The sequence below is a fragment of the Cellulophaga sp. Hel_I_12 genome (assembly GCF_000799565.1).
Taxonomy (GTDB): Bacteria; Bacteroidota; Bacteroidia; order Flavobacteriales; family Flavobacteriaceae; genus Cellulophaga.
In genome coordinates, this window is record NZ_JUHB01000001.1 from 3,031,053 (window position 1) to 3,056,472 (window position 25,420).

23 protein-coding genes and 1 pseudogene are annotated in these 25,420 nt (G+C 36.2%); 16 read left to right on the forward strand and 8 right to left on the reverse strand.

From position 1 onward, the window contains the following. Positions 1 to 6: 6 nt before the first annotated feature. The 4 genes from hutG to hutH form a co-directional block, all read right to left on the reverse strand. Positions 7 to 975, reverse strand: coding sequence for a formimidoylglutamase (gene hutG / locus GQ45_RS13105; RefSeq protein WP_047418708.1), 969 nt, complete (start codon positions 973 to 975; stop codon positions 7 to 9). A 2-nt stretch (positions 976 to 977) separates the two neighbouring features. Beyond that, positions 978 to 3,020 (reverse strand): urocanate hydratase, encoded by a 2,043-nt coding sequence (locus GQ45_RS13110; RefSeq protein ID WP_047418710.1) that lies wholly within the window; start codon positions 3,018 to 3,020, stop codon positions 978 to 980. A gap of 37 nt (positions 3,021 to 3,057) precedes the next feature. Then, positions 3,058 to 4,308 carry an imidazolonepropionase gene (gene hutI / locus GQ45_RS13115; protein ID WP_047418712.1) on the reverse strand — a complete coding sequence of 417 codons (1,251 nt, stop codon included), beginning with the start codon at positions 4,306 to 4,308 and terminating at the stop codon, positions 3,058 to 3,060. Positions 4,309 to 4,393: 85 nt separating this feature from the next. After that, positions 4,394 to 5,974: a histidine ammonia-lyase gene (gene hutH, locus GQ45_RS13120; protein WP_047418714.1), complete on the reverse strand. Its 1,581-nt coding sequence runs from the start codon at positions 5,972 to 5,974 to the stop codon at positions 4,394 to 4,396. Between the two features lie 79 nt (positions 5,975 to 6,053). Between hutH and GQ45_RS13125 the strand changes: the two genes are divergently transcribed. Then, positions 6,054 to 6,950, forward strand: coding sequence for a LysR family transcriptional regulator (locus GQ45_RS13125; RefSeq protein WP_047418716.1), 897 nt, complete (start codon positions 6,054 to 6,056; stop codon positions 6,948 to 6,950). Between the two features lie 40 nt (positions 6,951 to 6,990). Beyond that, the gene (locus GQ45_RS13130; RefSeq protein ID WP_047418717.1) at positions 6,991 to 7,548 is read left to right on the forward strand and encodes a nitroreductase; all 558 of its coding nucleotides are present in this window, start codon (positions 6,991 to 6,993) and stop codon (positions 7,546 to 7,548) included. A gap of 3 nt (positions 7,549 to 7,551) precedes the next feature. Here GQ45_RS13130 and GQ45_RS18265 read toward each other — a convergent pair. From GQ45_RS18265 to GQ45_RS13145, 4 genes and pseudogenes are all read right to left on the reverse strand, one after another. Next, positions 7,552 to 8,133, reverse strand: a pseudogene (locus tag GQ45_RS18265) (M28 family peptidase); the annotation flags it as partial. 12 nt (positions 8,134 to 8,145) lie between these two features. Next, on the reverse strand, positions 8,146 to 8,520 hold the full coding sequence (locus tag GQ45_RS18270; protein WP_052188229.1) for a hypothetical protein: 375 nt from the start codon (positions 8,518 to 8,520) through the stop codon (positions 8,146 to 8,148). Then, positions 8,513 to 9,265 (reverse strand): carboxypeptidase-like regulatory domain-containing protein, encoded by a 753-nt coding sequence (locus GQ45_RS13140; RefSeq protein ID WP_047418719.1) that lies wholly within the window; start codon positions 9,263 to 9,265, stop codon positions 8,513 to 8,515. Before GQ45_RS13140 ends, GQ45_RS18270 begins: the two co-directional genes overlap by 8 nt. Before the next feature lie 86 nt (positions 9,266 to 9,351). Beyond that, complete coding sequence (locus tag GQ45_RS13145) at positions 9,352 to 9,867, reverse strand: DUF456 domain-containing protein (protein ID WP_047418721.1); 516 nt, start codon at positions 9,865 to 9,867, stop codon at positions 9,352 to 9,354. Positions 9,868 to 10,071: 204 nt separating this feature from the next. Here GQ45_RS13145 and GQ45_RS13150 point away from each other — a divergent pair, with 204 nt between their 5' ends. The 14 genes from GQ45_RS13150 to GQ45_RS13220 all read left to right on the forward strand — a co-directional run bounded on the left by GQ45_RS13150 (position 10,072) and on the right by GQ45_RS13220 (position 25,358). Beyond that, the gene (locus GQ45_RS13150; RefSeq protein ID WP_047420406.1) at positions 10,072 to 11,565 is read left to right on the forward strand and encodes a M56 family metallopeptidase; all 1,494 of its coding nucleotides are present in this window, start codon (positions 10,072 to 10,074) and stop codon (positions 11,563 to 11,565) included. Between the two features lie 88 nt (positions 11,566 to 11,653). Then, entirely contained in the window at positions 11,654 to 12,013 is a 360-nt protein-coding gene (locus tag GQ45_RS13155) for a BlaI/MecI/CopY family transcriptional regulator (protein WP_047418722.1), read from the forward strand. Continuing rightward, entirely contained in the window at positions 12,013 to 13,332 is a 1,320-nt protein-coding gene (locus GQ45_RS13160; protein ID WP_047418725.1) for a M56 family metallopeptidase, read from the forward strand. Before GQ45_RS13155 ends, GQ45_RS13160 begins: the two co-directional genes overlap by 1 nt. Positions 13,333 to 13,390: 58 nt before the next feature. Next, the gene (locus tag GQ45_RS18275) at positions 13,391 to 16,273 is read left to right on the forward strand and encodes a TonB family protein (protein WP_081980923.1); all 2,883 of its coding nucleotides are present in this window, start codon (positions 13,391 to 13,393) and stop codon (positions 16,271 to 16,273) included. Between the two features lie 18 nt (positions 16,274 to 16,291). Continuing rightward, positions 16,292 to 17,437 (forward strand): tetratricopeptide repeat protein, encoded by a 1,146-nt coding sequence (locus tag GQ45_RS13175; RefSeq protein ID WP_156125441.1) that lies wholly within the window; start codon positions 16,292 to 16,294, stop codon positions 17,435 to 17,437. Positions 17,438 to 17,481: 44 nt separating this feature from the next. Further along, positions 17,482 to 17,958 carry a hypothetical protein gene (locus tag GQ45_RS13180; protein WP_047418728.1) on the forward strand — a complete coding sequence of 159 codons (477 nt, stop codon included), beginning with the start codon at positions 17,482 to 17,484 and terminating at the stop codon, positions 17,956 to 17,958. Positions 17,959 to 17,965: 7 nt separating this feature from the next. Beyond that, entirely contained in the window at positions 17,966 to 18,520 is a 555-nt protein-coding gene (ruvC, locus tag GQ45_RS13185) for a crossover junction endodeoxyribonuclease RuvC (protein ID WP_047418730.1), read from the forward strand. Positions 18,521 to 18,643: 123 nt separating this feature from the next. Continuing rightward, entirely contained in the window at positions 18,644 to 19,834 is a 1,191-nt protein-coding gene (gene hemW, locus GQ45_RS13190; protein WP_081980924.1) for a radical SAM family heme chaperone HemW, read from the forward strand. Positions 19,835 to 19,848: 14 nt separating this feature from the next. After that, positions 19,849 to 20,601: a cyclase family protein gene (locus GQ45_RS13195; RefSeq protein WP_047418732.1), complete on the forward strand. Its 753-nt coding sequence runs from the start codon at positions 19,849 to 19,851 to the stop codon at positions 20,599 to 20,601. Between the two features lie 127 nt (positions 20,602 to 20,728). Then, a complete protein-coding gene (locus tag GQ45_RS13200; RefSeq protein ID WP_047418733.1) occupies positions 20,729 to 21,379 on the forward strand; it encodes a DUF4230 domain-containing protein in 651 nt (216 codons plus the stop codon). 81 nt (positions 21,380 to 21,460) lie between these two features. Next, positions 21,461 to 21,874: a Dabb family protein gene (locus GQ45_RS13205; RefSeq protein WP_047418735.1), complete on the forward strand. Its 414-nt coding sequence runs from the start codon at positions 21,461 to 21,463 to the stop codon at positions 21,872 to 21,874. 10 nt (positions 21,875 to 21,884) lie between these two features. Continuing rightward, positions 21,885 to 22,241: an MmcQ/YjbR family DNA-binding protein gene (locus GQ45_RS13210; RefSeq protein ID WP_047420414.1), complete on the forward strand. Its 357-nt coding sequence runs from the start codon at positions 21,885 to 21,887 to the stop codon at positions 22,239 to 22,241. A 112-nt stretch (positions 22,242 to 22,353) separates the two neighbouring features. Then, on the forward strand, positions 22,354 to 24,126 hold the full coding sequence (locus tag GQ45_RS13215) for a DNA mismatch repair protein MutS (RefSeq protein WP_047418737.1): 1,773 nt from the start codon (positions 22,354 to 22,356) through the stop codon (positions 24,124 to 24,126). Between the two features lie 230 nt (positions 24,127 to 24,356). Then, on the forward strand, positions 24,357 to 25,358 hold the full coding sequence (locus GQ45_RS13220) for a metal-dependent hydrolase (protein WP_047418739.1): 1,002 nt from the start codon (positions 24,357 to 24,359) through the stop codon (positions 25,356 to 25,358). Positions 25,359 to 25,420 lie beyond the last annotated feature (62 nt).

The window sequence follows — 25,420 nt, forward strand, 5'->3', positions numbered from 1 at the left end:
TTTATATCAACTGTTTTCGAGGTTTATCGCATGCATTACAAAATGCACTAACGAAGCCGCTAATTTGGCGGTTTGTTGGTCTCTGTCGTAGTTTGGATTCATTTCGGCAATATCAAAACTAATTAGTTTTTTGCTGTCGATGATTGTTTTTAAGCTCTCCAAAACAATGTCAGGCGAAAAGCCCATGGGAGAAGCAGCACTTACTCCGGGAGCAAAGGCAGACGAAAATCCGTCTAAATCTACCGTCGTATACACATAGTCGACATCCTCTAAAAATTGCATTAAAATTAAATGCACATGTTCCACATGATGTAGATTGAAATTGTTATGCTCAATGTAGCTTACACCAAGTGACGTTGCTGTTTCAAACAGTTTTTTGTCATTCGCATCTTTTCGAATTCCTAAACACAAGTAATTAAAAGCAATGCTTTGTGCTTTGCAATCTTGTGCAATCTGATAAAACGGAGTGCCAGAGGTATTGCCATTTTCGGTAGAACGCAAATCAAAATGTGCATCAAAGTTTATAATCCCTATTTTTTTATCGCCGAGGTAGTTTCTAATGCCTTGATAATGCCCGTAAGCGATATCGTGACCACCGCCCAAAACAATAGGAAATAATTTTTTTGAAAGTAGGAGGCTTATTTTTTCAGCGAGTGCTTCCTGTACTTTTTCTAACTCATGAGCTACGCATTCGATAGTTCCCACATCAAAGAATGGTGTGGTACTCGCTAAGTGATTTGGAAATTTTCCTAGGGATGATTTAATGGCCGCTGGGCCTTCAACAGCACCAATTCTACCTTGGTTTCGTTTTACGCCCTCGTCGCAGGCATAGCCTAAAAGTGCAATAGATTGGGTGTCAGCTATGGTCTCAAGAGCATCAATAGCGACACATTGTACTTTTTCATGAAGGTATAATTCCTGACTTGAAATTCTACCAGTCCATATGCTTTTTGGTGTTTGTTTATACCTTGCCATTTTTAACTGAATAAATCATCTAATAAAGAATCGTTTACGAAGTTAGGCAAAGTTATTTTTAATTCAGGTGTTCGCTCCATTTCTCGTTGAATCGCGAAAATAGCTTCTTTGTTCCGGGCCCAACTTCGGCGAGAAATACCATTATTTACATCGTAAAAAAGCATGTTTTTGAGTCTTGTAGATGCTGCTTCGCTACCGTCTAATACCATTCCAAAACCGCCATTGATCACTTCACCCCAGCCAACACCACCACCGTTATGGATAGAAACCCAAGTAGCACCTCTAAAACTATCTCCAATGACATTATGAATGGCCATATCTGCGGTAAATTTACTTCCATCATAAATATTACTGGTTTCTCTGTAGGGTGAATCGGTACCGCTCACATCGTGATGATCTCGTCCTAAAATTACAGGAGCAGATAGTTCTCCTGATGCAATTGCTTTATTGAAAGCATCCCCAATTTTGGCTCTACCCTCTGCATCGGCATATAAAATACGTGCTTGTGAACCCACCACCATCTTATTCTTGTGAGCTTGCTGAATCCATGTGATATTATCCTGCATTTGTTGCTGAATTTCTTCTGGAGCTGTTTTTTTTATTGCGGTTAAAATTTGAGCTGCAATAGTGTCTGTTTTTTGAAGGTCTTTCGGGTCGCCAGATGCACAAACCCATCTAAAGGGACCAAAACCATAGTCAAAACACATAGGGCCTAAAATATCCTGAACGTAGGAGGGATACTCCCAATCTTGATTTTTATCTTTTAGTGCATCATAATTCACATAGGCTCCCTGAGAATTCTTATATACTGCCGCACCAGCTCTTGACGCTTCTAGAAGGAAGGCATTCCCATAATCAAAAAAATAGGTTCCTTTTTGAGCATGTTGGTTGATCGCTGCAACCTGTCGCTTTAAGGAGGCTTGTACTTTTACTTTAAAAAGCTCGGGGTTGGTGACCATCAGTTCGTTTGCTTTTTCAAAAGAAACATCCACCGGATAATAGCCACCTGCCCAAGGATTATGCAAAGAGGTTTGGTCTGATCCCAAATGAACAAAAATATGCTCCTCTAAAAAGCGCTCCCAGACAGCAACAATATTTCCAATATAGGCGATAGACACCACCTCTTTATTTTCTTGTGCTTTTTTTGTTCTACTGACCAAATCGTCTAAGTTGTGGACCAATACATCTACCCAACCCTGTTTGTGTCTTTTTGTGGCAGCTGCGGCATTCACTTCGGCACAAACAGTGATACATCCTGCAATGTTTCCGGCTTTGGGTTGAGCACCACTCATACCACCTAAACCAGCCGTTAAGAAAATTTTCCCAGCCGGATTTTCATCTTTTTGTAATACCTTTCTAAAGGCATTCATGACAGTAATCGTAGTGCCATGTACAATGCCTTGGGGGCCAATATACATATAGGAACCAGCGGTCATTTGACCATATTGTGTGACCCCCAAAGCATTAAATTTTTCCCAATCATCGGGCTTAGAGTAATTTGGGATCATCATACCATTGGTAACTACAACGCGTGGTGCTTCTTTGGTTGAAGGAAATAATCCCATCGGATGGCCAGAATACACATGTAGCGTTTGCTCGTTTGTCATGCAGGCGAGATACCGCATGGTTAACAGGTACTGTACCCAGTTTTGAAAAACGCTACCATTACCACCGTACGTAATTAATTCTTCAGGATGTTGAGCTACCGCAGGATCCAAATTATTCTGAATCATCAACATAATGCCTGCAGCTTGAATGGTCTGATAGGGATATTCATGAATAGGTCGAGCATACAATTCATAATCAGGGGCAAAGCGATGCATGTAAATACGACCGTAGCTATTCAATTCATGAGTAAACTCTTTGGATAGCTCTGGATGCCAAGCCTCAGGAAAATATCGCAATGCATTTCGAACAGCGAGCTTTTTTTCGGCTACTGAGAGCATATCTTTCCGCTTTGGGGCGTGACTAACCTTGTGGTTATAGGCCTTTTTGGCGGGAAGTACTGCGGGAATGCCTTGAAGTATTTGTTCTTTGAAAATCATTTTAATTTGTTTTTTGCTATCTGCTTAGCGCTTTGTTTTAAGAGTGTTTATCATACACCAGATTTCCATTTTTAAAAACCATACAAGGCTTAAACGACCCTTGATGGTATAAAATTTCATTGTAATTATCGGTATGAAATAGCGCCAAATCGGCTAGGAATCCTTCTTTAATTTCACCCCTGTCTTTTAGATGTAAAGCGGCTGCTGCACGATAGGTGATGCCTGCTAAAACTTCGGCATTACTCAGTTTTTCAAAGCTTTGTAAAATGGCCGCTTGGGTAAGTAAATCGCCCATAGGAGCAGAACCAGGATTATGGTCGCTTGCAATGGCGAGACAACAACCAGCGTCTAATAATTTTCTGGCGGGCGTAAAGGCGCAACCCAATCCCAAACTTGCACCGGGTAGGGCAGTAGCAATCACATTACTTTTGGCTAAAAGTGCAATTTCTTTATCTGTTGAGGCTTCTAAATGGTCAGCACTCAAAGCATCAAATTCTATAGCTGTCGCACTTCCACCCGTTGAAAATTGATCTGCATGCACGGTAATATCAAAACCCATAGCTTTTGCTTTGGAAAAATAGGGTCGAATATCCTCCCTAGAAAAAGCACTTTCTTCGATAAAAGCGTCAATTCTGTTCGCCAATTTTTCTTCTTTTAAAATAGGAAAAAGGCTTGAACTGATTTCAGCTAAGTACTCGGCATGACTCCCGGAAAAATCCTTAGGTTTCATATGAGCTGCTAGGCAGGTGGCAATTAAATCGATTGCAATGTCTGTATTCGCTTTTTTAATGGCACGAAGCATTTTTAATTCTTCGTTTACAGATAAACCGTACCCGCTTTTTACTTCCACCGTAGTTACACCATTTTTTAAATGTTGTTGGGCCCGTTTTATGGTTTTTTTAATGAGTTCTTCGGACGATGCTTTGCGTGTTTCGGTAACGGTATCCCATATGCCTCCACCAGCTTTTGCAATTTCTAAGTAGGTTTTTCCTGCATTTCGCATGGCATAATCTTTGGCTCTCGTTCCTCCAAAGCAAATATGCGTGTGGGCATCAATAAACCCGGGTAAGCCAACATGGTTTCCTTCTAGTTTTATATGCACTGTAGTTTTAGATGCCTCGGATACAAGTTTATCAAAATCCCCAATTTTCTGAATAATACCGTTTTCCATAAGAATCCCAACATCGGCTAAAATTTCTAGCTGTTCATCTTTTAAAGCACCTTTTAGAGGCAAATTAGCCATAGTCACTAACTGCTTAAACGGACCTATAAGTTTTAAATTCTTCATTTTTTAGATCGTTAGATTGTTCGATACTTTCATTATTAAGTGCATCGCGCTTGGCGGAATGCGTTTAGCGCACAGCGTAATTATTTCAAAACACTTCAAATTCCTCAGAATACTTGGTTTTTAAGGATACCCCTTTTTTAGCACTTACCTTTTCGATTACTTTTATGATGGTTTTATCTTGGATCATTTTGATGCCTTTTTCAATATCGTCAGAGAAAACTCGGTCTTTGTCGGCAAACGAGACCTGTTTACGCACTTCTTTATGAATTTCATCTAAAAACAAACCCGATTTCATCGGTTTTCTAAATTCAAAGGCCTGAGCAGCCGTCAATAATTCTATCGCTAATATTTTTTCTACATTTTCTAAGACTTGCAAGGCCTTTCGACCACCGATAGACCCCATACTTACGTGGTCTTCTTGTCCCAAAGACGTAGGAATGCTATCTGCACTAGACGGAAAACACAAGCCTTTATTTTCACTTGCTAAAGCAGCGGTGGTATATTGCAAAATCATATAGCCCGAATTAATGCCTGTTTCGTGCATCAATAATTTGGGCACGCCGGGGCTGTTTCCTTCTAGTGCTAAATAAATTCTTCGGTCAGAGATATTGCCCAATTCTGACGCTGCTAGGCACGCATAATCTAGGGCCATGGCCAAGGGTTGCCCGTGAAAGTTGCCACCGCTAATCGTTAAATCTTCATCAATAATAATAGGATTATCGGTGACAGAATTTAGTTCTACTTCGACCAATTCTTTTAAATGCAACCAAGCATTTCGAGAGGCCCCATGCACTTGTGGCATACAACGCAATGAATACGGATCTTGAACGCGATCACAATCAATATGGTCTTCCATAATTTCAGAACCTTTTAATAATCGTTTGATGCGCTTGGCAACATGGATATTTCCCTTGAAGGGTCGTAAGGCATGCAATTCGTTAAAAAATGGTTTTACCGAGCCTTGTAAACCTTCAATCATCATCGCACCAATAATATCGGCTTGAGATAAACAACTGTGTAATTTTTCTACCACTTTTACGGCATGCGCTGCGATAAATTGGGTTCCATTTATAAGGGCTAAACCTTCTTTTGGCCCTAAATCAACGCTAGACAGGCCCGTTCGCTCAAATAGTTCAGAAGTCGGAATTTCAGCGCCTTGAAACTGAACTTTTCCCAAGCCAATTAAGGGTAAGAATAAATGCGATAGGGGAGCCAAATCGCCCGAAGCACCAACCGATCCTTGTGAAGGTACTATGGGAATAGCATCATTTTCTATATGCCAAATAATTCTATCGATGCTGGTTTCTGAAATACCAGAATAGCCTTTTGCTAAAGAATGGACTTTTAAAATCAGCATCAATTTAGCCAGTTCTGTAGCAATAGGTTTCCCTACGCCTACACTATGGCTTTTGAGAATATTGGTTTGTAATATTTTGGTTTCTTCTTTTGATATTTTGGTGGTACATAAGGGACCAAAGCCGGTATTGATGCCGTAAACGGCATGACCCTTTGCCACAATATTCGCTACGGTTTGTGCACTTTCTTGTACTTTTTTTCTTTTGGCAGCAGTGAGTTCAAGCTTTATTTCTCCTGCTGCAATGGCCATGGCCTTGCTTACCGTGAGCCAATCTTCACCAATTAGAAATATACTTTGAGAGGATGACATACCGTATTTTTTTATTTCCTTAAAAATAATCATTAAGTTTGATACTTACCAATATCAATTTTATCAATATATAATAACTGTGAGTTATCAACTAGAACTACGTCATTTTAACTATTTTTTAGCGGTGGCCGAGGAATTACACTACCGCAAAGCAGCTGAAAAACTCTGTATTTCTCAACCTGGTTTGAGTCGGCAAATAAAACAAATGGAAGAAATTTTAGGAACGTCTTTGTTTGTTCGGGATAAGAAAAAAGTGAGTCTCACTGCTGCCGGTTCGTATTTAAAAACCGAAGTAGAATTTATCGTAAATCATTTGGCCATCACACAAAAACAGCTGAAATTAATCGCTGAAGGCAGCGTTGGAGAATTGCGAATTGGCTTTTTAGGCTCTGCGATGCAAACGGTTATTCCTGAGTTATTGGTGAGCTTACACCACCATTTTCCTGAAATTAAAACAAGCTTAGAAGAGTTGTCAAATACCGCTCAAGTAAATGCTCTTTTGAAAGATACCCTAGACCTTGGGTTTGTGCGCTTGGCGCGCGTACCTGACGAATTAGCGATAAAAACAATTTTGTATGATAGTTTCTCGCTGGTACTACCCGCATCGCACCCTATCACGCCAAACAATTTTAGATCCGTAGGGCAATTGGCTAACGAAGATTTTATTTTGTTTTCACAGGAATATAGTCCCTTGTATTTTGATACCATTATGAGTATCTGCGAAGATGCTGGTTTCACGCCTAAAATTTCCCACAAATCGGTACATGCCCAAACAATTTTTCGCCTGGTTGAAAACAACTTGGGTATTTCCATAGTACCTAGTTCGTTGCAATACGGATATAAACTAGGGGTGAAGTTTATTGAACTTAAAGAAATAGCACAAAAGGCGGAGTTATCGGTTATCTGGAAGAAGGAGAATCGGAACCCCACGATAGCGCAAACGCTTAAATTAATCTTAACGAGCGCAGAGAAATAAATCAATAGTTTTAAATTTGTTACAGCAAAAAACAGCAATGATGATACTTGAAATAATACGAAATAGAAGATCCATTTTCCCGGCTCAGTATAACGATACTCCCATAACTAAGGAGGCTATTGAAACCATTTTGGAAGCTGCCAATTGGGCGCCTACCCACCGAAAAACCGAACCTTGGCGCTTTAGAGTGCTGCAAGGCGAAACGCTAGAAAAACTCGGTTTGTTTTTATCCCTGAAATATTTAGAAACAGAGGCTAGTCCTAAAGAGTTTAAAGCTAAAAAACTGATTGAAAACCCTAAAAAAGCAGGAGCGATTATTGCGATTTGCATGCAGCGTGATCCAAATAAATCGGTACCCGAATGGGAAGAAGTTGCTGCGACGGCTATGGCAGTCCAGAATATGTGGCTTGCTTGTACCGAAATGAAGATTGGGGCCTATTGGAGTTCACCAGCGTTGACCAAATATATGGGTGAGTTTTTTGAAATGGCAGATGAAGAGGCGTGTTTGGGCTTTTTCTATATGGGAAATTACGATAAAGACATAGAAATTCCCGAAGTGACCAGAACTCCGATTGCTGAGAAAACGGTTTGGTTGTAATACTTACACTAATGTTTTTATGGTCGTATATAGTTGTTGAATAACGGCGCTCATTTTCTGAATATCGATGGTGCTGAGTACATCTTTTGACGTGTGGTAGTAGGCATTGCGATAAAACGAAGTATTGGTTATCATTACAGCTGGATAGTTTAAGTTCCAATAATTCAAATGATCCGAAAAATCAACACCGCGAACTAAGGCAGATCCTTTAAAAGATTTTGTGGGAATAAGTGTTTGTGCCTTCATTAAGGTTTCGATTTGTGACCCAAAATCGCCCCTATTTTCATTTTGTACAACGGTAATAAAATTAGCACGTGTACCGTAAACAGTGCTCATGGCTGGAATTGGATATTTTTGAGAATCAGCTGCTTCATTATAATAACCAATCATTTCCAAGCAAATCATCCCTTTTATAGGTATCTGATTATCAAATAAATAGTTCGAATGTATATAGCTTCCCATTTGTTCGGTTCTAAAAAAGGGGGGTTCTTCTAAAGTATAGGCAACAAAATCTATTCTGTATTTTAAGTTTTCTTTGGAAAGCAGACGCGCTAATTCTAACAATCCACTTACGCCACTGGCATTATCATCCGCTCCTTATTGCTCGCCAAACACATCATAATGCGTACCTATAATAATCCACTCTTTTTGATTGCTATTCAATGAACCAATCACATTTTTATAGGTTTCGTCACCTACCTTATATTCCTGAAAACTTACCGAATCACATACTTTAGCAAGTTCTGTTTGAATAAAATCGGCAATGTGGTTTAAGGTTTTTATGTTTTTGTGGTTTCTGCTTTCTGTAGTTTGGGTGATGGTTTTTAAATCATTTTTAATGCGAAGTGTATCGAAAACAAAAGTATGTTCGATTGTGGATTTATTTTGCCCTTTACAACTCGTTATAAACAAAGTAAAGCTTAGAATAAATAATAGAACTCGATAGTTTTTAAGGTTTTTTATTTTACTCATTACTATTTGTTGAAATATCATTTTGAAAAGTATTCCATTCCTCCATTAAAAAAAAGCTAAACTTATCTTTTTCATGATTTTTAATGCGATATTCTAAATCTTTATTTTCAACAAGGTAGCTAAAAAAAAGACCAACTTCTCCCTCCTTTAACTTCATTTGGTTTAGTGCAAAATCGGTATAATTAGTTTCTAAGAATTCAAAATTATTTTGTTTATTTTCACGAATAACCCCTTGTTTCATTCTTTTTGTTCTGCCGCTAATCGCGTTTACAATAGGATCTACTTGAAGAGAGCCACCTAATAGGGAGAGTAAGTGTATGGGTTTAAAATCGCCAGCCGTTGCAAGTCGCCTTTCATATTGGCTAAAAGTTTTCATTTCTTTTGGGATTATTCCAAGAGAAACGGCATTGATACTTTCATATTTAACAACTTCTACTTCTTTTAATTCGATAGATTTTTCATACATCACAATTTTAATAATTGTTGTTGACATTTCTTTAGTAGTTATAATTTTTGTTAAATCTTGCATACCTACATAAGAAATAGATAAACTATCACCAAGACTTACTTTTATGTCAAACAAACCAAACTCGTTCGAAATGGTACTATTATTTTGAGAAATATTTATAATGTTTACGCCTTCTAAGTTTTCATTATTAAAAATTATTAAACCTTCTAACCTATTGGTTTGAGACGATACAAAAAGGGAGTAAAGGCATAGAGAAAAACAAAGTATATGCTTCATGAAAGTAATCTTAGCTTCGTTTATTTCTGATGAAGAATGTCTAAAATATAATAATTAAGACTCAATTTTTTACTTTTTAACAAAGTTTAAGAACTAAACGAAAATAGCACGTTTTTATATTCCCAAGCCTTAGCAATAAAAAGCCCTAGGTAAACCACAGCGACCATAAACTTTAAAAATGTTCCTGTTAAGAAGCCTAAAAAAGAACCAAATGCCGCTTTGAGGGCAGTTTTATTATCTGCTTTATTAAAGATTTCACCCACAAAAGCACCTACAAAAGGCCAAATAATAATTCCGAAAATACCGAGAATAGGGAACACTAAGGCCACTACCAAACCTATGGTAGTGCCAATCATGCCAGATTTACTGCCACCAAATTTTTTAGTGCCGATAGCCGGAATGATATAGTCCATCACCAAAACAAGTAGGGCAATACCCAAAGTAATGCCTAAAAACCACCAATCTAGAGGAATAGCCTTGGTTACATACAATAATAAAAGGCCAAGCCAACTGATTGGTGGACCTGGTAACATTGGCAAAAAGCTTCCAAGAATACCGACAAGCATAAAAATAAAGCCCAAAATCAGTAATGCAATATCCATTGTAATTGTTTTCTATAGGACTAAGATACTCGCATTTTGTTACATGGTTCATGTGAAATAGTTAAATAATACATATTTTAAACTATTTTATTAGTTTAAACTAAATTTTTAGTTATATTTGAACTAATAAGATAGTTGAATATCAAATTAGAACCTGTTTATTTCATTTATTTAGCTATAAATTGTGACTTAAAAATGAATAGTATGATTCAGTATATAATAGAATGTATAGGGTTTCAATTGCTTTTTTTAATCATCTATGATGTTTTTTTAAAGAAGGAAACCTTTTTTCAATGGAATAGAGTGTATTTAATAGGTGCTTTTTTGGCTTCTTTAGTACTGCCATTTATAAAAATTGATGTTTTTAAAACAACAATAGCCAGTTCATTTGTTGAATTCCCTACCTATTTTCAGGGCATATTGTTAGATGAGCTAGTACTTAAAGGGGAGAACAATGCTACTTTTATCCTTTCTTTGGAACACATCATACTTTTTTCAGGAATGTTCGTGGCGCTGCTAATTTTCTGCTATAAATTATACCAAGTACATCAATTAACAAACAAAGGCACTGTTCGGTATTTAACCGATTTTACACGTGTAATTATTCAAAATAGTGAAATCGCCTTTTCATTTTTTAAGTCCGTTTTCATTGGTGATAAAATCATGGCTCAAAATCACCAGGCCATTATCGCCCATGAATTGGTGCATATTCGTCAGGGGCATTCGTACGATCTCATCTTTTTTGAATTGATGCGAGTCGTAGCTTGGTTTAATCCTTTGGTGTATGTGTATCAAAACAGAATTTCAGAAGTGCACGAGTTTATTGCGGATGCCGCAGTGGCAAAAACGCATAAAAAAGAACAGTATCAATTATTGCTAACGCAAGTATTTAGAACACAACATATATCTTTCATCAATCCATTTTTTAAATCATCATTAATCAAAAAACGAATCGTCATGTTACAAAAATCAAAATCAAGAAAGGCCTTAGCCTTAAAGTATGCATTAGTAGTACCCGCATTTTTAGCTATTTTATTTTATACCTCCTGTGAAAGTGATAGTAAAATAATAGATGAAGAGGTAGGTATGGAAACTATAACTGAAGAGTTAAGTGTGTTAGAAGTTAGCGACATTAAAAATCCTACTTCAGAAGAAGCAATTAAAATCAATCACTTTTTTAATGATTTAAGTGGAAAGGGTAATTTTATTATTAAAGATAATAAAGGAGGTTCGATAGAATACAAAATAAGTTCATCGGGAGATAACACAACTTATTTTAAAATCAAAAGGAATGATGAAGATAAGGCAGGAAATTTTCAAGAAAAAAATATGGATTTTAATGATGCTCAGTTAGACATTCCGTTTTCAGTCATTGAAAATCCACCAGTTTTTCCGGGCTGTGAAGATGCCGATGATAAAAGAGCTTGTTTTCAAGAAAAAATGTTTTCGCACATCAGTAAAAATTTTAGGTATCCTGAAGATGCTCAAGAAAATGGAATTCAAGGTAAAGTATATATAAATTTTATTATTGGAACCGATGGAAGTATTCAAAAGGTAAGAACAAGAGGGCCTAATGTGTCTTTGGAAGAGGAAGCTGAGCGTATTGTTGCAAAGCTACCAAAAATGACCCCTGGTTTGCAAAGAGGAAAAGCAGTAAATGTGCCTTTTTCAATCCCTATTACGTTTAAATTAGAGTAAATAAACAGTCAGATTGAGGTGCTACGTTGGCAATGGGATTGCGTCGCTACGCTCGCAATGAAAAATAACAAAAGAAATACAAACCAGAATGAAACAATTAACAAAAGCGGAAGAAGAGGTAATGCAAGTATTGTGGCAGTTGCAGAAATGCAACGTAGCTGCTGTGATTGAGCAGTTGCCAGAACCAAAACCTGCCTACAATACGGTATCTACTATTGTACGTATTTTAGAAAGTAAGGGTTTTGTAGCACATGAGCAAGAGGGTAAAGGTTATTTGTATTTCCCGTTGCTTAAAAAGTCGGACTACAGCAATCAATCGATAAACAAGCTAGTCGATGGTTATTTTCAAGGGTCGTTTAAAAGTATGGTGTCGTTCTTTGTGAAGAAGAATGATATGAACTTGTCAGAATTAGAGGCCATTTTAAAAGAAATTAAAAAAGAAGACTAATGCTACAATACGTTTTAGAGTGCATGGGGTTTCAACTACTTTTTTTAATCATCTACGATGTTTTTTTAAAGAAAGAAACCTTTTTTCAATGGAATAGAGCGTATTTATTAAGCACTTTTTTGGGTTCTATGATACTACCTTTCGTGAAAATTGATGAATTTTTTACGAATGTTGCCACGCCTCTAGTTGCGTATCCAAAGCTTGTTTTACATCGAACAAACGATACTATTACAGTTGCAATGCCTCAACAAAACGGATTTGACTTGCCTTGGGGAATAATGTTGCTTTTTTTAGGAATGTTTTTAGCTTCTTTAATTTTTGCTAAAAAGATGTATCATATACATCAACTGAAAAACAAAAATACCGTTGAATATATAGATAATTATAAACAATTTACCTTAAGTGATAGCGAAATTGCTTTCTCATTTTTTAGGTCAATTTTCATTGGAGATAAAATAAGTACACAGAATCGTAAAACAATCATTGACCACGAATTAATTCATGTTCGTCAAGGCCATTCCTATGATTTATTATTTTTTGAATTGATGCGAATTACTACTTGGTTTAATCCCTTGGTATATGTGTATCAAAATAGAATTTCTGAAGTACATGAATATATTGCCGATGCAGCCGTGGGAAAAAATCATAAAAAAGAGCAATATCAACTATTGCTAACGCAAGTATTTCAAACACAGAATATATCTTTTATAAACTCATTTTATAAATCATCATTAATCAAAAAACGAATTGTCATGCTACAAAAATCAGAATCAAATAGATTGTCAAAACTTAAATTTTTAATGCTAATGCCACTGTTAGTATCTATGGTGTTTTACACCTCTGCACAAACTCAGAATATACAATACAAACCTTTTGTTGCGCTTGATGAAATGGTTGTAGTAAGTTATTTAGATGAAGCCATTAATGAAGAAAGTAAATCATTTCCGACAACGATTTCAGAGCCCATACTTTCCGAAAGTCAAGGCGAATTTGATAGCTTTCCGGTATTTTCAAATTGTGAAAGTAACGGCAATACAGAAGCCTGTTTTCGAGCTTCATTTATGAAGCATATAAGCCAAGTATTTCAATATCCAGAAGATGCAAAAACCGAGAAAGTACAAGGAAAGGTGTATCTTATTTTTACTATTTCAGAAAAAGGTGTTGTAGAAAAAATCGTAAAACGTGGACCAAATGCCTCTTTAGAAAATGAAGGGGTACGGATGATTGCAGAGTTACCAAAAATGAAAACGCCAGCCATGAAAAATGGTAATGCAATAGCCGTTGAGTTTTCAGTCCCAATTAATTTTAGATTGCAATAATACAAGATATAAAGCAATGCTAGTAAACCATTCTCAACGAAATTAAAAAAGAAAACTAATGCTACAGTACGTTTTAGAGTGCATGGGGTTTCAACTACTTTTTTTAATCATCTACGATGTTCTTTTAAAGAAAGAAACCTTTTTTCAATGGAATAGAGTGTATTTAATAGGCACCTATGTATTGTCTCTGGTTTTGCCATGGATTAAGATTGAAGCACTTGCAACGAGCGTTGTAAAGCCCGTAATTGTTTATGATGACTATTTATGGACAGCCACAAGCGATTTGGAAATTGCAGTAGTGGCTGCCGAAACACCAACTTTCGAAATGCCTTGGCAAGCTGTTTTTATGTATGGTGGCATGTGCATTGCTTTATTGATTTTTGGTTATAAATGGCTTCAAATACAAGGCTTGCGAAAAGATGCAGAGGTCATTAAACTGGCTGCTTTTTCGAAAGTGATTGTTAAAAATAGCGAAATCGCTTTTTCATTCTTTAAGTCTATTTTCTTAGGCGATAAAATCGTAGCCCAAGAACACGAAAGCATTATTCAGCACGAGTTAGTGCATATTCGTCAAGGCCATTCCTATGATTTGCTATTTTTTGAACTCCTACGAATCGTCAATTGGTTTAACCCTTTGGTCTATGTATATCAGCATAGAATTTCTGAAGTACATGAGTTTATTGCCGATGCTCAGGTGGCTAAAACCCATAAAAAAGAACATTATCAACAGCTGCTAACCCAAGTTTTTCAGACAGAACATATTTCGTTTATTAATCCGTTTTTTAAAAGTTCATTAATCAACAAAAGAATTCAAATGCTGCAAAAAGCACAATCAAAAAAGATATTTCAACTAAAGTATTTATTACTGGTGCCGATGGTGTTGGGGATGTTGTTTTATACCGCCATGGCAAATACTAGCGAATTAACGAGTACCTCCGAAATTCAAGTCGTGGATGATGCTGCTTTGATTAAAAAAGTACAAGCTGAGGTAGATGAAGAGGTGTTTGAGTTTGGTTCGGTAAACGCAGCATTTTTAAATTCGGAATACATTAAAAAAGATCGTGTAGAAGATCAAATTTTAACTAAAGAAGATTTTTTTAAGAAAGAAATTTTAACCAAAATGTTTTTTGGGCTAATTGATGAGTTAAATGTCGAGAAAAATTCAAAACTTTCAAAACAAAGGATGGCAGATAGATTTCCAATGCCTTCAACATCGCGATATGAAAACTATGCCAATCGAAAAAAAGCCTTTCAGATATTAGATGCAAACTTAAAAATCTCTATATCAGCGTTTAGTAACGAAGTGATTTTACTGAACTCAAAAATTGAATATCCTACAAACTATACGCTAGTTAACGTAAAAGATGCCACTGATTTAACAGGCGATGAAATTCGAATGTTCAATGGTATTATGAATGATATTTCAAAAAATAATAAAATCGAAAATATTGTCATTACTGATGGGACTTATGATTTTCGTGTATATCAAAAAGAATTTATTCGGGTAGAGGCTTATGAAAACTTAGCCATTCCAGAAGGACAGGTGCTAAGAAATGAAGCTACCATAACCTATCGTGTTGCTGATGTTCAAAATTTAACTCCAGAGGAGAACATAAAACGAAAAGCACTCATCGATGAGGTTTTGGCTGAAAATGGGTATGATACTTTAGTAATCACCGATGGTAAATTAAAAACCATTGTTACTCATAATAGCTTGACCACTACATCAGCAGAAGTTAATGGAGTTCAAGAGACGATTGATATTCCTTTTTCGATGGTTGATGAAGTACCCATTTTTCCGGGTTGTGAAAATGCTACGGATAAAAAAGCTTGTTTTCAAGAAAAAATGTACGAGCATATCAGTAAAAATTTTCGATATCCTGAAGAGGCACAAGAAAAAGGAATTCAAGGAAAAGTATATGTAAATTTTGTTGTTGATACTGACGGTGTTATTCAAAAATTAAGAATGCGCGGCCCAGATGAGCTTTTAGAAAAAGAGGCTTTAAGAATTATAGCTCTTTTACCAAAAATGACACCCGGTAAGCAAAAAGGAGAAGTAGTGGGCGTCACGTATTCGATACCTATCACCTTTAAGTTAAATTCTAAGACAACGGATGTAGAGTTCAAAGAGAAAGTTAACAGGTACAACAAATTAGATACAGAACGTAGGCGATTATTAAAATCTGCTTCTGAAAATCATCCGACTATTAAAAATTTAGATGAGCAACTTATTCGGTTAGAATTAGCCATTAAGGATGAAAAAGAACTTCTAAAAAACAATGCAGATCAATCCTTAATTTCTTTTCAGACAGCGGATAAGAAACCTATTTTTTCAGGTTGTGAAAATGCTAGCGATAAAAATGCATGTTTTGATCAAAAAATAAGGGAACATATAAATCGCAATTTTAAGTACCCAATAGAAGCCCAGAAAAAAGGAATCCAGGGTAAAGTATATGTTCTATTTCATATTGAAACCGATGGGAACATATCAAACATTAAAATGCGTGGGCCTGACCCTATTTTAGAAAAAGAAGCAGCGCGAATAATTTCACTGTTGCCAAAGATAAAACCTGCAGAGTTTCGCGGTAAAAAAGTGAGTGTACCCTACACTATGCCCATTAATTTTGTGTTGAATGAAACGCAAAGTGATGTGACGAAATCAAAAGAAACAACCGATTTTATGTATGTGGAAGCTAGTAAAACATCAAAAAACGGTAAAACCTATATTTCAGGAAAAGTATTCGATAAAAACTCAGGACTTCCAGGAGTAAATATCACAATTAAAGATACGAATTTTGGAGCAGTGACCGATTATGATGGTGAATTCACCATTGCGGTGGAAGATGGGCAAGTACTCCTTTTTCAGTATTTAAAAATACCGAATGCCATCCTTACCGTAACAGAGAAGGATAGCTATAAAGTGAGTTCTCCTAAAGAGTAATTAAAAAGAATACCCGCATTGAAAAAAATCATTTTTATATTTTTTTGTTTAGTCGTGTTAAAAGCCGAGGCACAAGCTTCGGCTTTGGTCATTGCCGATAGTTTGTATACGATAGGAAATTTTACAGCCGCTATCAACCAATATTCTAAGGTAAATGACCAGCAAGCACAACTACAAATTGCTAGAGCCTATAATTTGGTTCGCAATTACGACAAGGCTATGGTTCAATATGAGAATTACATAGAAAACAATCCTCAAGATCAAATAGCGAATTTCGAGTTGGGTAAACTCTATGGAAAAACTAAAAAATATACCAAGGCTAAGGAAGTATTTCAAAAGCTGGTGGCTAAAAATTTAGAAAATCCTGAGTACTATTATTACCTCGCAGATACCTTTGCATCACTAAATGCTGAAACAGAAAGTATAGCACTGTACAAGAAAGCCATAGCGATAGATAGTACGCACTTACGAAGTATTTTCGAAGTGGCTAAATACCATGTTAAACTTCAGGATCGAGATTCTGTAGTTAAATATGCCGATAAAGGATTGCGTTTTTATGAAAATGATGTGTCTATCATTAACCTAAAAGCATTGGCTTTATTTAATAATGACGAATTTAAAGCCAGCATTCCCTTGTTTGAAAAAATGGTAGCATTAGGCGAAAAGCAGCCTTATATTTTTGAACGTTTAGGGAATGCCTATTTTTCATTGAATAACTTAGAAAAAGCTAAAGAAAACTACAAAACATCACTTTTTTATGATGCTTTAAATCCCAGCCCTAAAGTACTTTTTAATTTAGGAAATGTGTTTTGGGAAGAAAAGCAACTCGATAGTGCCGCAGTGTACTTTCAAGAGGCGATAGATGTACAAGTGGTATTGTTTGACAAAGAATACCAAGCTTTAGCACGGATTTATAGCGAAAAAAAAGATTTTAAAAACGCCCTGAAGTATTACAAATTGGCCCACGAGGAAGACCCTTCAAATGTTATTTATTTTTATCAAGTTTGTTTTGTGGCCGATCGCTATTATAAAGATCCAAAAGTGAAATTAAGCTATTACGAACAGCTTTTAGAAAACTATAAAGGGCAAAGAGCTTATTTTATAGAATTTGCACAACGCCGAATATCAGAACTTAAAGAGGAAATACATACGGCTTCTGAGTAAAACGATAAAAAAATCGTAATTTTCGGCAAAGATTTTTAAGGCACATGCGGAGTGTATTATTTTTATGCGGATTTTTTCTCTTTTCTTCCTGTGATTTATTTACTTCAAGAGAAGTAAAAACACAAGCCTTGGTAGCAAAAGAAATGAAAAACATCGATTTCAATGATGTGGATCAGTTTCCTCTTTTTGAGAATTGTGATGAAACCAAAGCAAAAGAAGCCAATAAACAGTGCTTTGTTGACACCCTGCTGCTTCATTTTAAGCGATCCCTAGAAGATTTTGAATTTATATTGAAAGAAGAGATGGTCGATACCCTTTATGTCGATTTTTTAATGGACAAAACGGGAACCATAGCTGTTTTAGATATCGAACATAATGCTATTGTTGACGAACAAATTCCTGAGTTTGATGCGGTAATCACACAATGTTTACTAACCCTACCCCAAGCAACACCAGCGCTAAAAAGAGGTATTCCTGTACGTGCAAAGTTTAGAATCCCTATAGTATTAAATACCAAATAAAACGCTTTTGGCCAACGAAAAAATTATTTTAGGAATAGATCCAGGTACCACCATTATGGGTTTTGGTTTGATTAAGGTAGTGAATAAAAAAATGGAGTTTCTTCAAATGAATGAACTTTTATTGACGAAGTATGATGACCATTATGTAAAATTAAAATTAATTTTTGAGCGTACTATAGAGCTCATCGACACCTATCACCCTGATGAAATAGCCATTGAAGCCCCATTCTTTGGAAAAAACGTGCAGTCTATGTTAAAATTAGGCCGAGCACAAGGTGTGGCCATGGCAGCAGGCTTATCACGAGAAATTCCGATAACAGAATACCTTCCCAAAAAAATAAAAATGGCGATTACTGGGAATGGTAATGCCAGTAAGGAACAAGTGGCTAAAATGTTACAAGGCTTATTAGGATTAAAAACCTTACCTAAAAATCTGGACAGTACCGACGGACTTGCCGCAGCCGTTTGTCATTTCTACAACGAAGGTAAGGTAGAAGTGGGTGCCAACTATACGGGTTGGAGTGCCTACATCAAACAGAATCCTAAAAAATTAAATAAGTAAAGAATAAAAGGCCCCTAGCCCCCAAGGGGAGGAACAACGACTGTTAATTTGAGGAAAAACAGCCCCATAGCGTCCAAAGGGTGAAATTCTTCTGCTGACTCAAAAGAAAATAAACTTTAAACCATGATTGAGAAACTTTCGAAGAAAGAGATTAAAGCTCCCCCTTTGGGGGCGGGGGGGGCTGGCGGCATCTACATCCACATCCCCTTTTGCAAGCAGGCTTGTCATTATTGCGATTTTCATTTTTCTACCAATTTGGAAAAAAAAGAGGTAATGATTTTGGCATTGCAGAAAGAATTGGAGTTGCGAAAAAACGAATTTGAACATACCCCTGTAGCCACGATTTATTTCGGAGGTGGTACCCCATCGGTTTTAAACATAGAAGAAATTGAGGCTATTATTGCTGCTGTTTATGCCAATCATAAGGTAATTGAGCAACCAGAAATTACCATAGAAGCTAATCCTGATGATTTGTCAGAGGCTAAAATTTTGGAACTGGCAAAAAGCCCTGTGAATCGCTTAAGTATCGGAATTCAGTCTTTTTTTGATGAAGATTTAAAATTAATGAACCGAGCGCATAATTCAAAAGAAGCCGAAGCATCCTTACGCTTAGCAACTCAGTATTTTGATAATATTTCGATAGATCTTATTTACGGAATGCCCGATATGAGTGCAGAACGTTGGGAAGAGAATATTGACAAAGCCTTATCGTTTAAAATTCCGCATATTTCGAGTTATGCTTTAACAGTAGAGCCAAAAACGGCATTGGCTAGTTTTATAAAAAAAGGATTGATTACACCTGTTGATGATGAGGTAGCTCAGGAGCATTTTAATATACTTCTAGAAAAAATGGAGGCTAACGGATTCGTAAATTACGAAACGTCAAATTTTGGGAAACCTAATTATTTTTCAAAAAACAATACGGCGTATTGGTTAGGGAAAAAGTATATCGGTATTGGGCCTTCGGCACATTCTTACGACGGAATCCGGAGATCTTGGAATATTAATAATAATGCAAAATACGTAAAAGCATTGCACAATTTAGAGCTTCCGATGGAAGAAGAAACCCTTTCAAAAACCGATCGTTATAATGAATATGTCATGACAGGTTTACGAACCATCTGGGGCGTATCTTTAGAAAGAGTTCAAAACGAATTTGGAAAAAACTACTATGAATATCTTTTACAGCAATCAGAAAATTATATTCAAGAACATTTGTTAGTACTAGAAAACAATACGCTTATGACTACCAAAAAAGGAAAGTTTTTAGCCGATGGGATTGCAGCAAATTTATTTATGATTAACTTGTCCTAACTAATTTTAGCCTTTTGAAAGCGACCATAAAACATAAAAAGCAAAGCTATGCCATTGATTTGTCTAAACCCTTAGATATTTCTATTCCACTTCATGGGAATGCTTCAAATGTCAATGCCTGGTATGTAGATGCGCCAAAAATTGAGCCGCATCGCGAAGGTGATTTTGTAGGTAAGGTGAGTGAAGGCGCGTCGACCAATTTCAATGATATTTACTTTAATCCGCATGCGCACGGCACGCATACCGAATGTGTTGGGCATATTACTGAAGATTTTCATTCGATTAATCAAAACTTAAAGCGGTTTTTCTTTTTGGCAAAAGTAATTACCATAGCGCCAGAGAAGCAAAAAGATGATTTTGTGATTTCCAAAAAGCAGTTGCAATATGCATTAAAAGAAGCGAATTGTAAAGCAGTAGTCATCAGAACAATACCCAATATCAAAGATAAATTACACAAGCAATACTCAAATACAAATCCGCCTTATTTGCTTGAAGAAGCAGCTCTTTACCTTGTAGAAATAGGGGTGGAGCATGTATTAATTGACCTACCTTCTATAGACAAAGAAAAGGACCACGGTGAATTACTAGCGCATAATGCCTTTTGGAATACCCAAGGCGAAGTACGAAAACAAGCGACCATTACCGAGTTTATTTTTGTGGATAATAGCATTAAAGATGGTTTGTATTTTCTGAACCTTCAAGTTGCACCCTTTGAAAACGATGCCAGCCCAAGCCGACCAGTGTTGTATAAACTAGAAGAAGTTTAGGCTTATTCCAAAAGATGCAGCATATTTTCGTAAATTATAGGTGTTTTTCTATACTTTAGCATAGTTTAGTTTTTAAATTACCCCGCTTGTACGGAGCGTAGCCGAAGTATTGGGGGCAAATAAGTTTATGGATTCAATATTTGATACTTTTTTAGGTTTAATTTTAGGGATAATTATCACCTACTGGATCTATTCTTTGTTTCGTAAAAAGCAGAGTAGAGAGCTCACAGAAGTACAATCGCACGTATTATTAGAAAAAATAAAGAGTGTGTGCAAGCTCATTGCCGTAGAGGGCGATTTTGCTGAAATTTATCGTTATGAAAATACCAAAGAACGGTTTCTAAGCTTGGTCAGTAGTAAAAAAAAGGCCTTGATTGTGATTAATGCGAAAGCGCAAATTGGATACGATTTAAAAAAATTAATTTTAAGTGCAGATACAACTAGCAAGAAAATTATTTTAACTAGTTTTCCAGAACCTGAAATACTTTCTATTGAACCAGAACTAGATTTTTATGATATCAAAAACGGCATGTTCAATGCTTTTACACCCAATGATTTAACCCTTTTGAATCAGGAAGCAAAGCAACATATTCGAGAAAAAATTCCGGAAAGTGGCTTAATGCAAACAGCAAAAAATGAGGCATTAGAAGCTATTTTGCTTATTGAGTCGATCGTCGAGACAATTGGCTGGAAACTAGATTACACAGCCCTAAATGGGCATTCAAAAACCGAGTTAAAAGAGCATAAAACTAAATTAAATCGGTTTTTAGAAAAATAAACCTGAACTAGTAAGTCAGTACCAATGAGCCCTAAACAGGTTTAATAAAAGCACCCTAAAACTCTTACAAACTTCTCATTTATGAATTCCCAAAGAATAATAAAACCAATTGTCAAGCTAAGTGTACTCTTGTTATTTAGCCTAAATACTTTTGGACAAACAGAAAATACTATAAAAACCTTTGATTCAAATTTTGCGCATACGGTATATTTTTGGTTGAAAAATCCGGATAATTCACAAGACTGCAAGGCGTTTGAAGTAGCACTCCAGAAATTTTTGGATACGTCTAAATTTGCTAAAACAAAATTTATTGGAAAACCACCAAAAGCTAGTAGGGATGTGGTTGATGGATCTTTTACCTATGCGCTTGTCGTAACGTTTGAATCTGCGGAAGCACAAGAAGCCTATCAAAAGGAGCCTCCACATGTATTATTTATTGAAGAAGCAAGCCAACTTTGGGAAAAAGTGCTGGTGTATGATGCTACAGGAATTTAAAACCTTGCCTATGAATATCGAAGAATTTAGATGGTACTGTATTGAAAAGAAAGGCGTTACAGAAGAATTTCCCTTTGATGCCAATACCTTGGTCTTTAAAGTGATGGGTAAAATGTTTGCCTTGTGTGCTCTGGAACGAAAACCCTCCCAGGTAAATTTAAAATGCGATCCAGAACGTGCTAGTGAACTTCGGGAAAGGCATGAAGGAAAAATAATTGAAGGGTATCACATGAGTAAAATACATTGGAATACTTTATTCCTAAACGATTTACCTTCAAAATTAATCGCAGAACTCACAGACCATTCGTATACTTTAGTAGTCGAAAAACTGACTAAAAAACAACAACAAGAACTTTCGGAGTTGTGATATGTGGAACAAAAGGTTTCCATGTTTTCTTCATATAACTACCCTCTTTTAAAGGGGCGGGTAGCGCCTCATTTTTTCCTTATCTTTGCGGCTTATTTTAGTCAGATTTTAAATGTGTGAATTAACCTCATTCTATTCCAAGAAAATAGAAGTATATCAGGAGCAACTTAAGAAAGTAAAATCACAATTGTTTGTTTCGAGCATGTTACGCCTAGTGGTCTTTATTCTAGCTGCTGTCGCGATCTACTTTGTGAGTCCTGCCACCAATTTAATTCTAGCGGTTATCGTTATTTTTATCATGGCTTTTCTGTTTTTGGTGTCTCGTCATACCGATTTAAACTATAAAAAAAATAAGCTTTTAGCGCTCTTAAAAATTAATACGACAGAATTAAAAGTATTAGATAGAAAGTTCCATGACCTACCAGATGGAAGCAATTTTAAAGACCCCATACATTACTATAGTCAAGATATAGACTTGTTTGGAAAAGGCTCTTTTTACCAGTACTGTAACCGAACGGTTTTACCACAAGGAAGTGAAAAACTAGCCCATTTATTTACAGAGAATGCTATTGAAAATATCCAAGAAAAGCAAGAGGCTATTCAAGAACTGGCTCATTTGGCCGACTGGCGACAAGAATTCTCGGCAATAGCCTCGTTGGTAAAAACCGAAACACCGTATCAAGCTATCTTAGATTGGATGAAGGCATACGAGCGTTTTTTGCCTAAAAAAATAAAGCTGCTTCCTCTACTATTTACGGCATTTTCTGTGATCATGTTGCTCTGTTATTTTTTTGTGCCTTTATCTATTTTTACCTTAATATTAGTACTTGTTCTCGGTTTAGGAATAACTGGTGTTTATGTTAAAAAGATCAATAAGCTAGCCTCGGATACGGGTAGAATTCAGACCACATTTTACCAATATCAAAAATTGATTTCAGCCATAGAAAATAGGGAGTTTACCTCTGATTTACTGAAACGTAAAAAGGAAACGATACTACAAGATCAGAAAAAAACATCAGAAATATTACATGAGTTTTCTCGAATTTTAGGAGCGCTAGACCAGCGTAATAATATGCTATTTGGGTTTTTGGCAAACGGTTTTATCCTCTGGGATATCTACCAATCTTATAAAATTGAAAATTGGATTGAAACCTATGGCAATCAGGTAGAAGCTTGGTTTACGACCATTGCTTTTTTCGATGCCTTTAATAGTTTAGCCAATTTCGCCTATAACCATCCAACCTATGTTTTTCCAACGATTCAGGAAGATACTATGGTATTAGATGCTAAAGGCGCTGGGCATCCTTTATTAGACCCTAAGAAAAGTGTTTCAAATGATATTCAGATTGGCAACGAGCAGTTCTTTATCATTACCGGAGCCAATATGGCGGGGAAAAGCACTTTTTTGCGAACGGTTTCTTTGCAAATCTTGATGGCGAACGTAGGTCTGCCTGTTTGTGCTAAAGAGCTGAACTATAGTCCCATTAAATTGATCACCAGTATGCGCACTACAGATTCGTTAACCGATGATGAATCGTACTTTTTCTCAGAATTAAAACGACTTCGGTTTATTGTAGATGAAATTAAAACAGATCGCTATTTTATTGTCTTAGATGAAATTTTAAAAGGCACCAACAGCACCGATAAGGCTATTGGCTCTAGAAAATTTGTAGAGAAACTAATAGCTTCAAAAGCAACGGGAATTATCGCCACGCACGATTTAAGTTTGTGTGAAGCTGCAACCGATTTATCGCAAGTAAAAAACTATTATTTTGATGCTGAAATCATCGATAATGAATTGTATTTCGACTATAAATTTAAACAAGGAATATGTCAAAACATGAATGCTTCGTTTCTGTTGAAGAAGATGCAGATCGTTGACTAATCTGGCGAAAAGTAGAAAGTCTAATGGTGAAAGCTAAAAAGTTCAAGCAAGAGTTCACACTTCGACTTCGTTCAGTGCAAGGGTTTCAAGTTCAAAAAATAGAAATCTGAAACCCCAAACCAAAAACCAGAAACTTTTTCAAACCTAAAATTCACTATTCTAGCACATGCAAAAAATAAATATAATTAAAGAACTTAATAGTAATTCCCCCTTTGGGGGCTAGGGGGCCTATGGATTCATTAACACAAATAGTGCTTGGCGCTGCGGTAGGCGAAGCAGTTTTAGGAAAAAAAGTGGGTAATAAGGCGATGGTATTTGGCGCCATCGCCGGGACAATTCCGGATTTAGATATTATAGCACGTTATTTTACCGATACGGTTACCGCGATAGAAGTACATAGAGGTTTTAGTCATTCTATTTTCTTTGCGATCTTCTTTGCACCTGTTTTTGGGTGGTTGGTCTATACACTACTTCCGAAGAAAGAAGCGACCTGGCGCGAATGGTCTTGGTTGTTTTTCTGGGGCTTGTTTACACATCCTATTTTAGACGCGTTTACCACTTGGGGAACACAGCTTTTTTGGCCCTTTGATACGCGATTGGCTTTTCAAAATATATTTGTGATTGATCCCTTGTATACCTTTCCATTTTTGGTGTTTTTAGTTTTAACGCTTTTTCAAAAAAGGACATCCGAAAAACGAAGAAAATTCAACAGATTAGGCTTGATAGTAAGTTCTTGTTATTTAGGGATTACGCTTATCTTAAAAGGAATATCGTACAAAAAATTCACGGAAGCTTTAGATAAAGAACAGATAAAATATTCAAAAATTGATACACGACCAGCACCTTTCAATAGCATTTTATGGCAAGCCAATATCGTTACGGAGGATGCTTATTTAATGGCAAACTATTCTTTTTTTGATTCAAAACCCATCAGTTTTGAAAGCTATCCTAAAAATCATGAATTATTGGGTAGTTTAAAAAATAACGATAAAGTTCAACGATTAATAAAAATTGCTGAAGGTTGGTATGTAATTTCTAAACAAAACAACCAACTGTATTTTAACGATTTACGTTTCGGATTAATGAGTTTAGATCCCAAAGAAAAAGACTTTGCATTCAAATATCAATTAACCAACGCGCAAGGCGATTTAGAAATTTTAGAAACACCAAGATCAGTAGCTGATGCTAAAAATTTGCTAAGCGCACTTTGGAGTCGTATTTGGGGGAATTAACTTTGCGCTTTGCGCAAAACGCCTAGCGCTATATGCAATCCGATCAAGTAGTGATACATAAA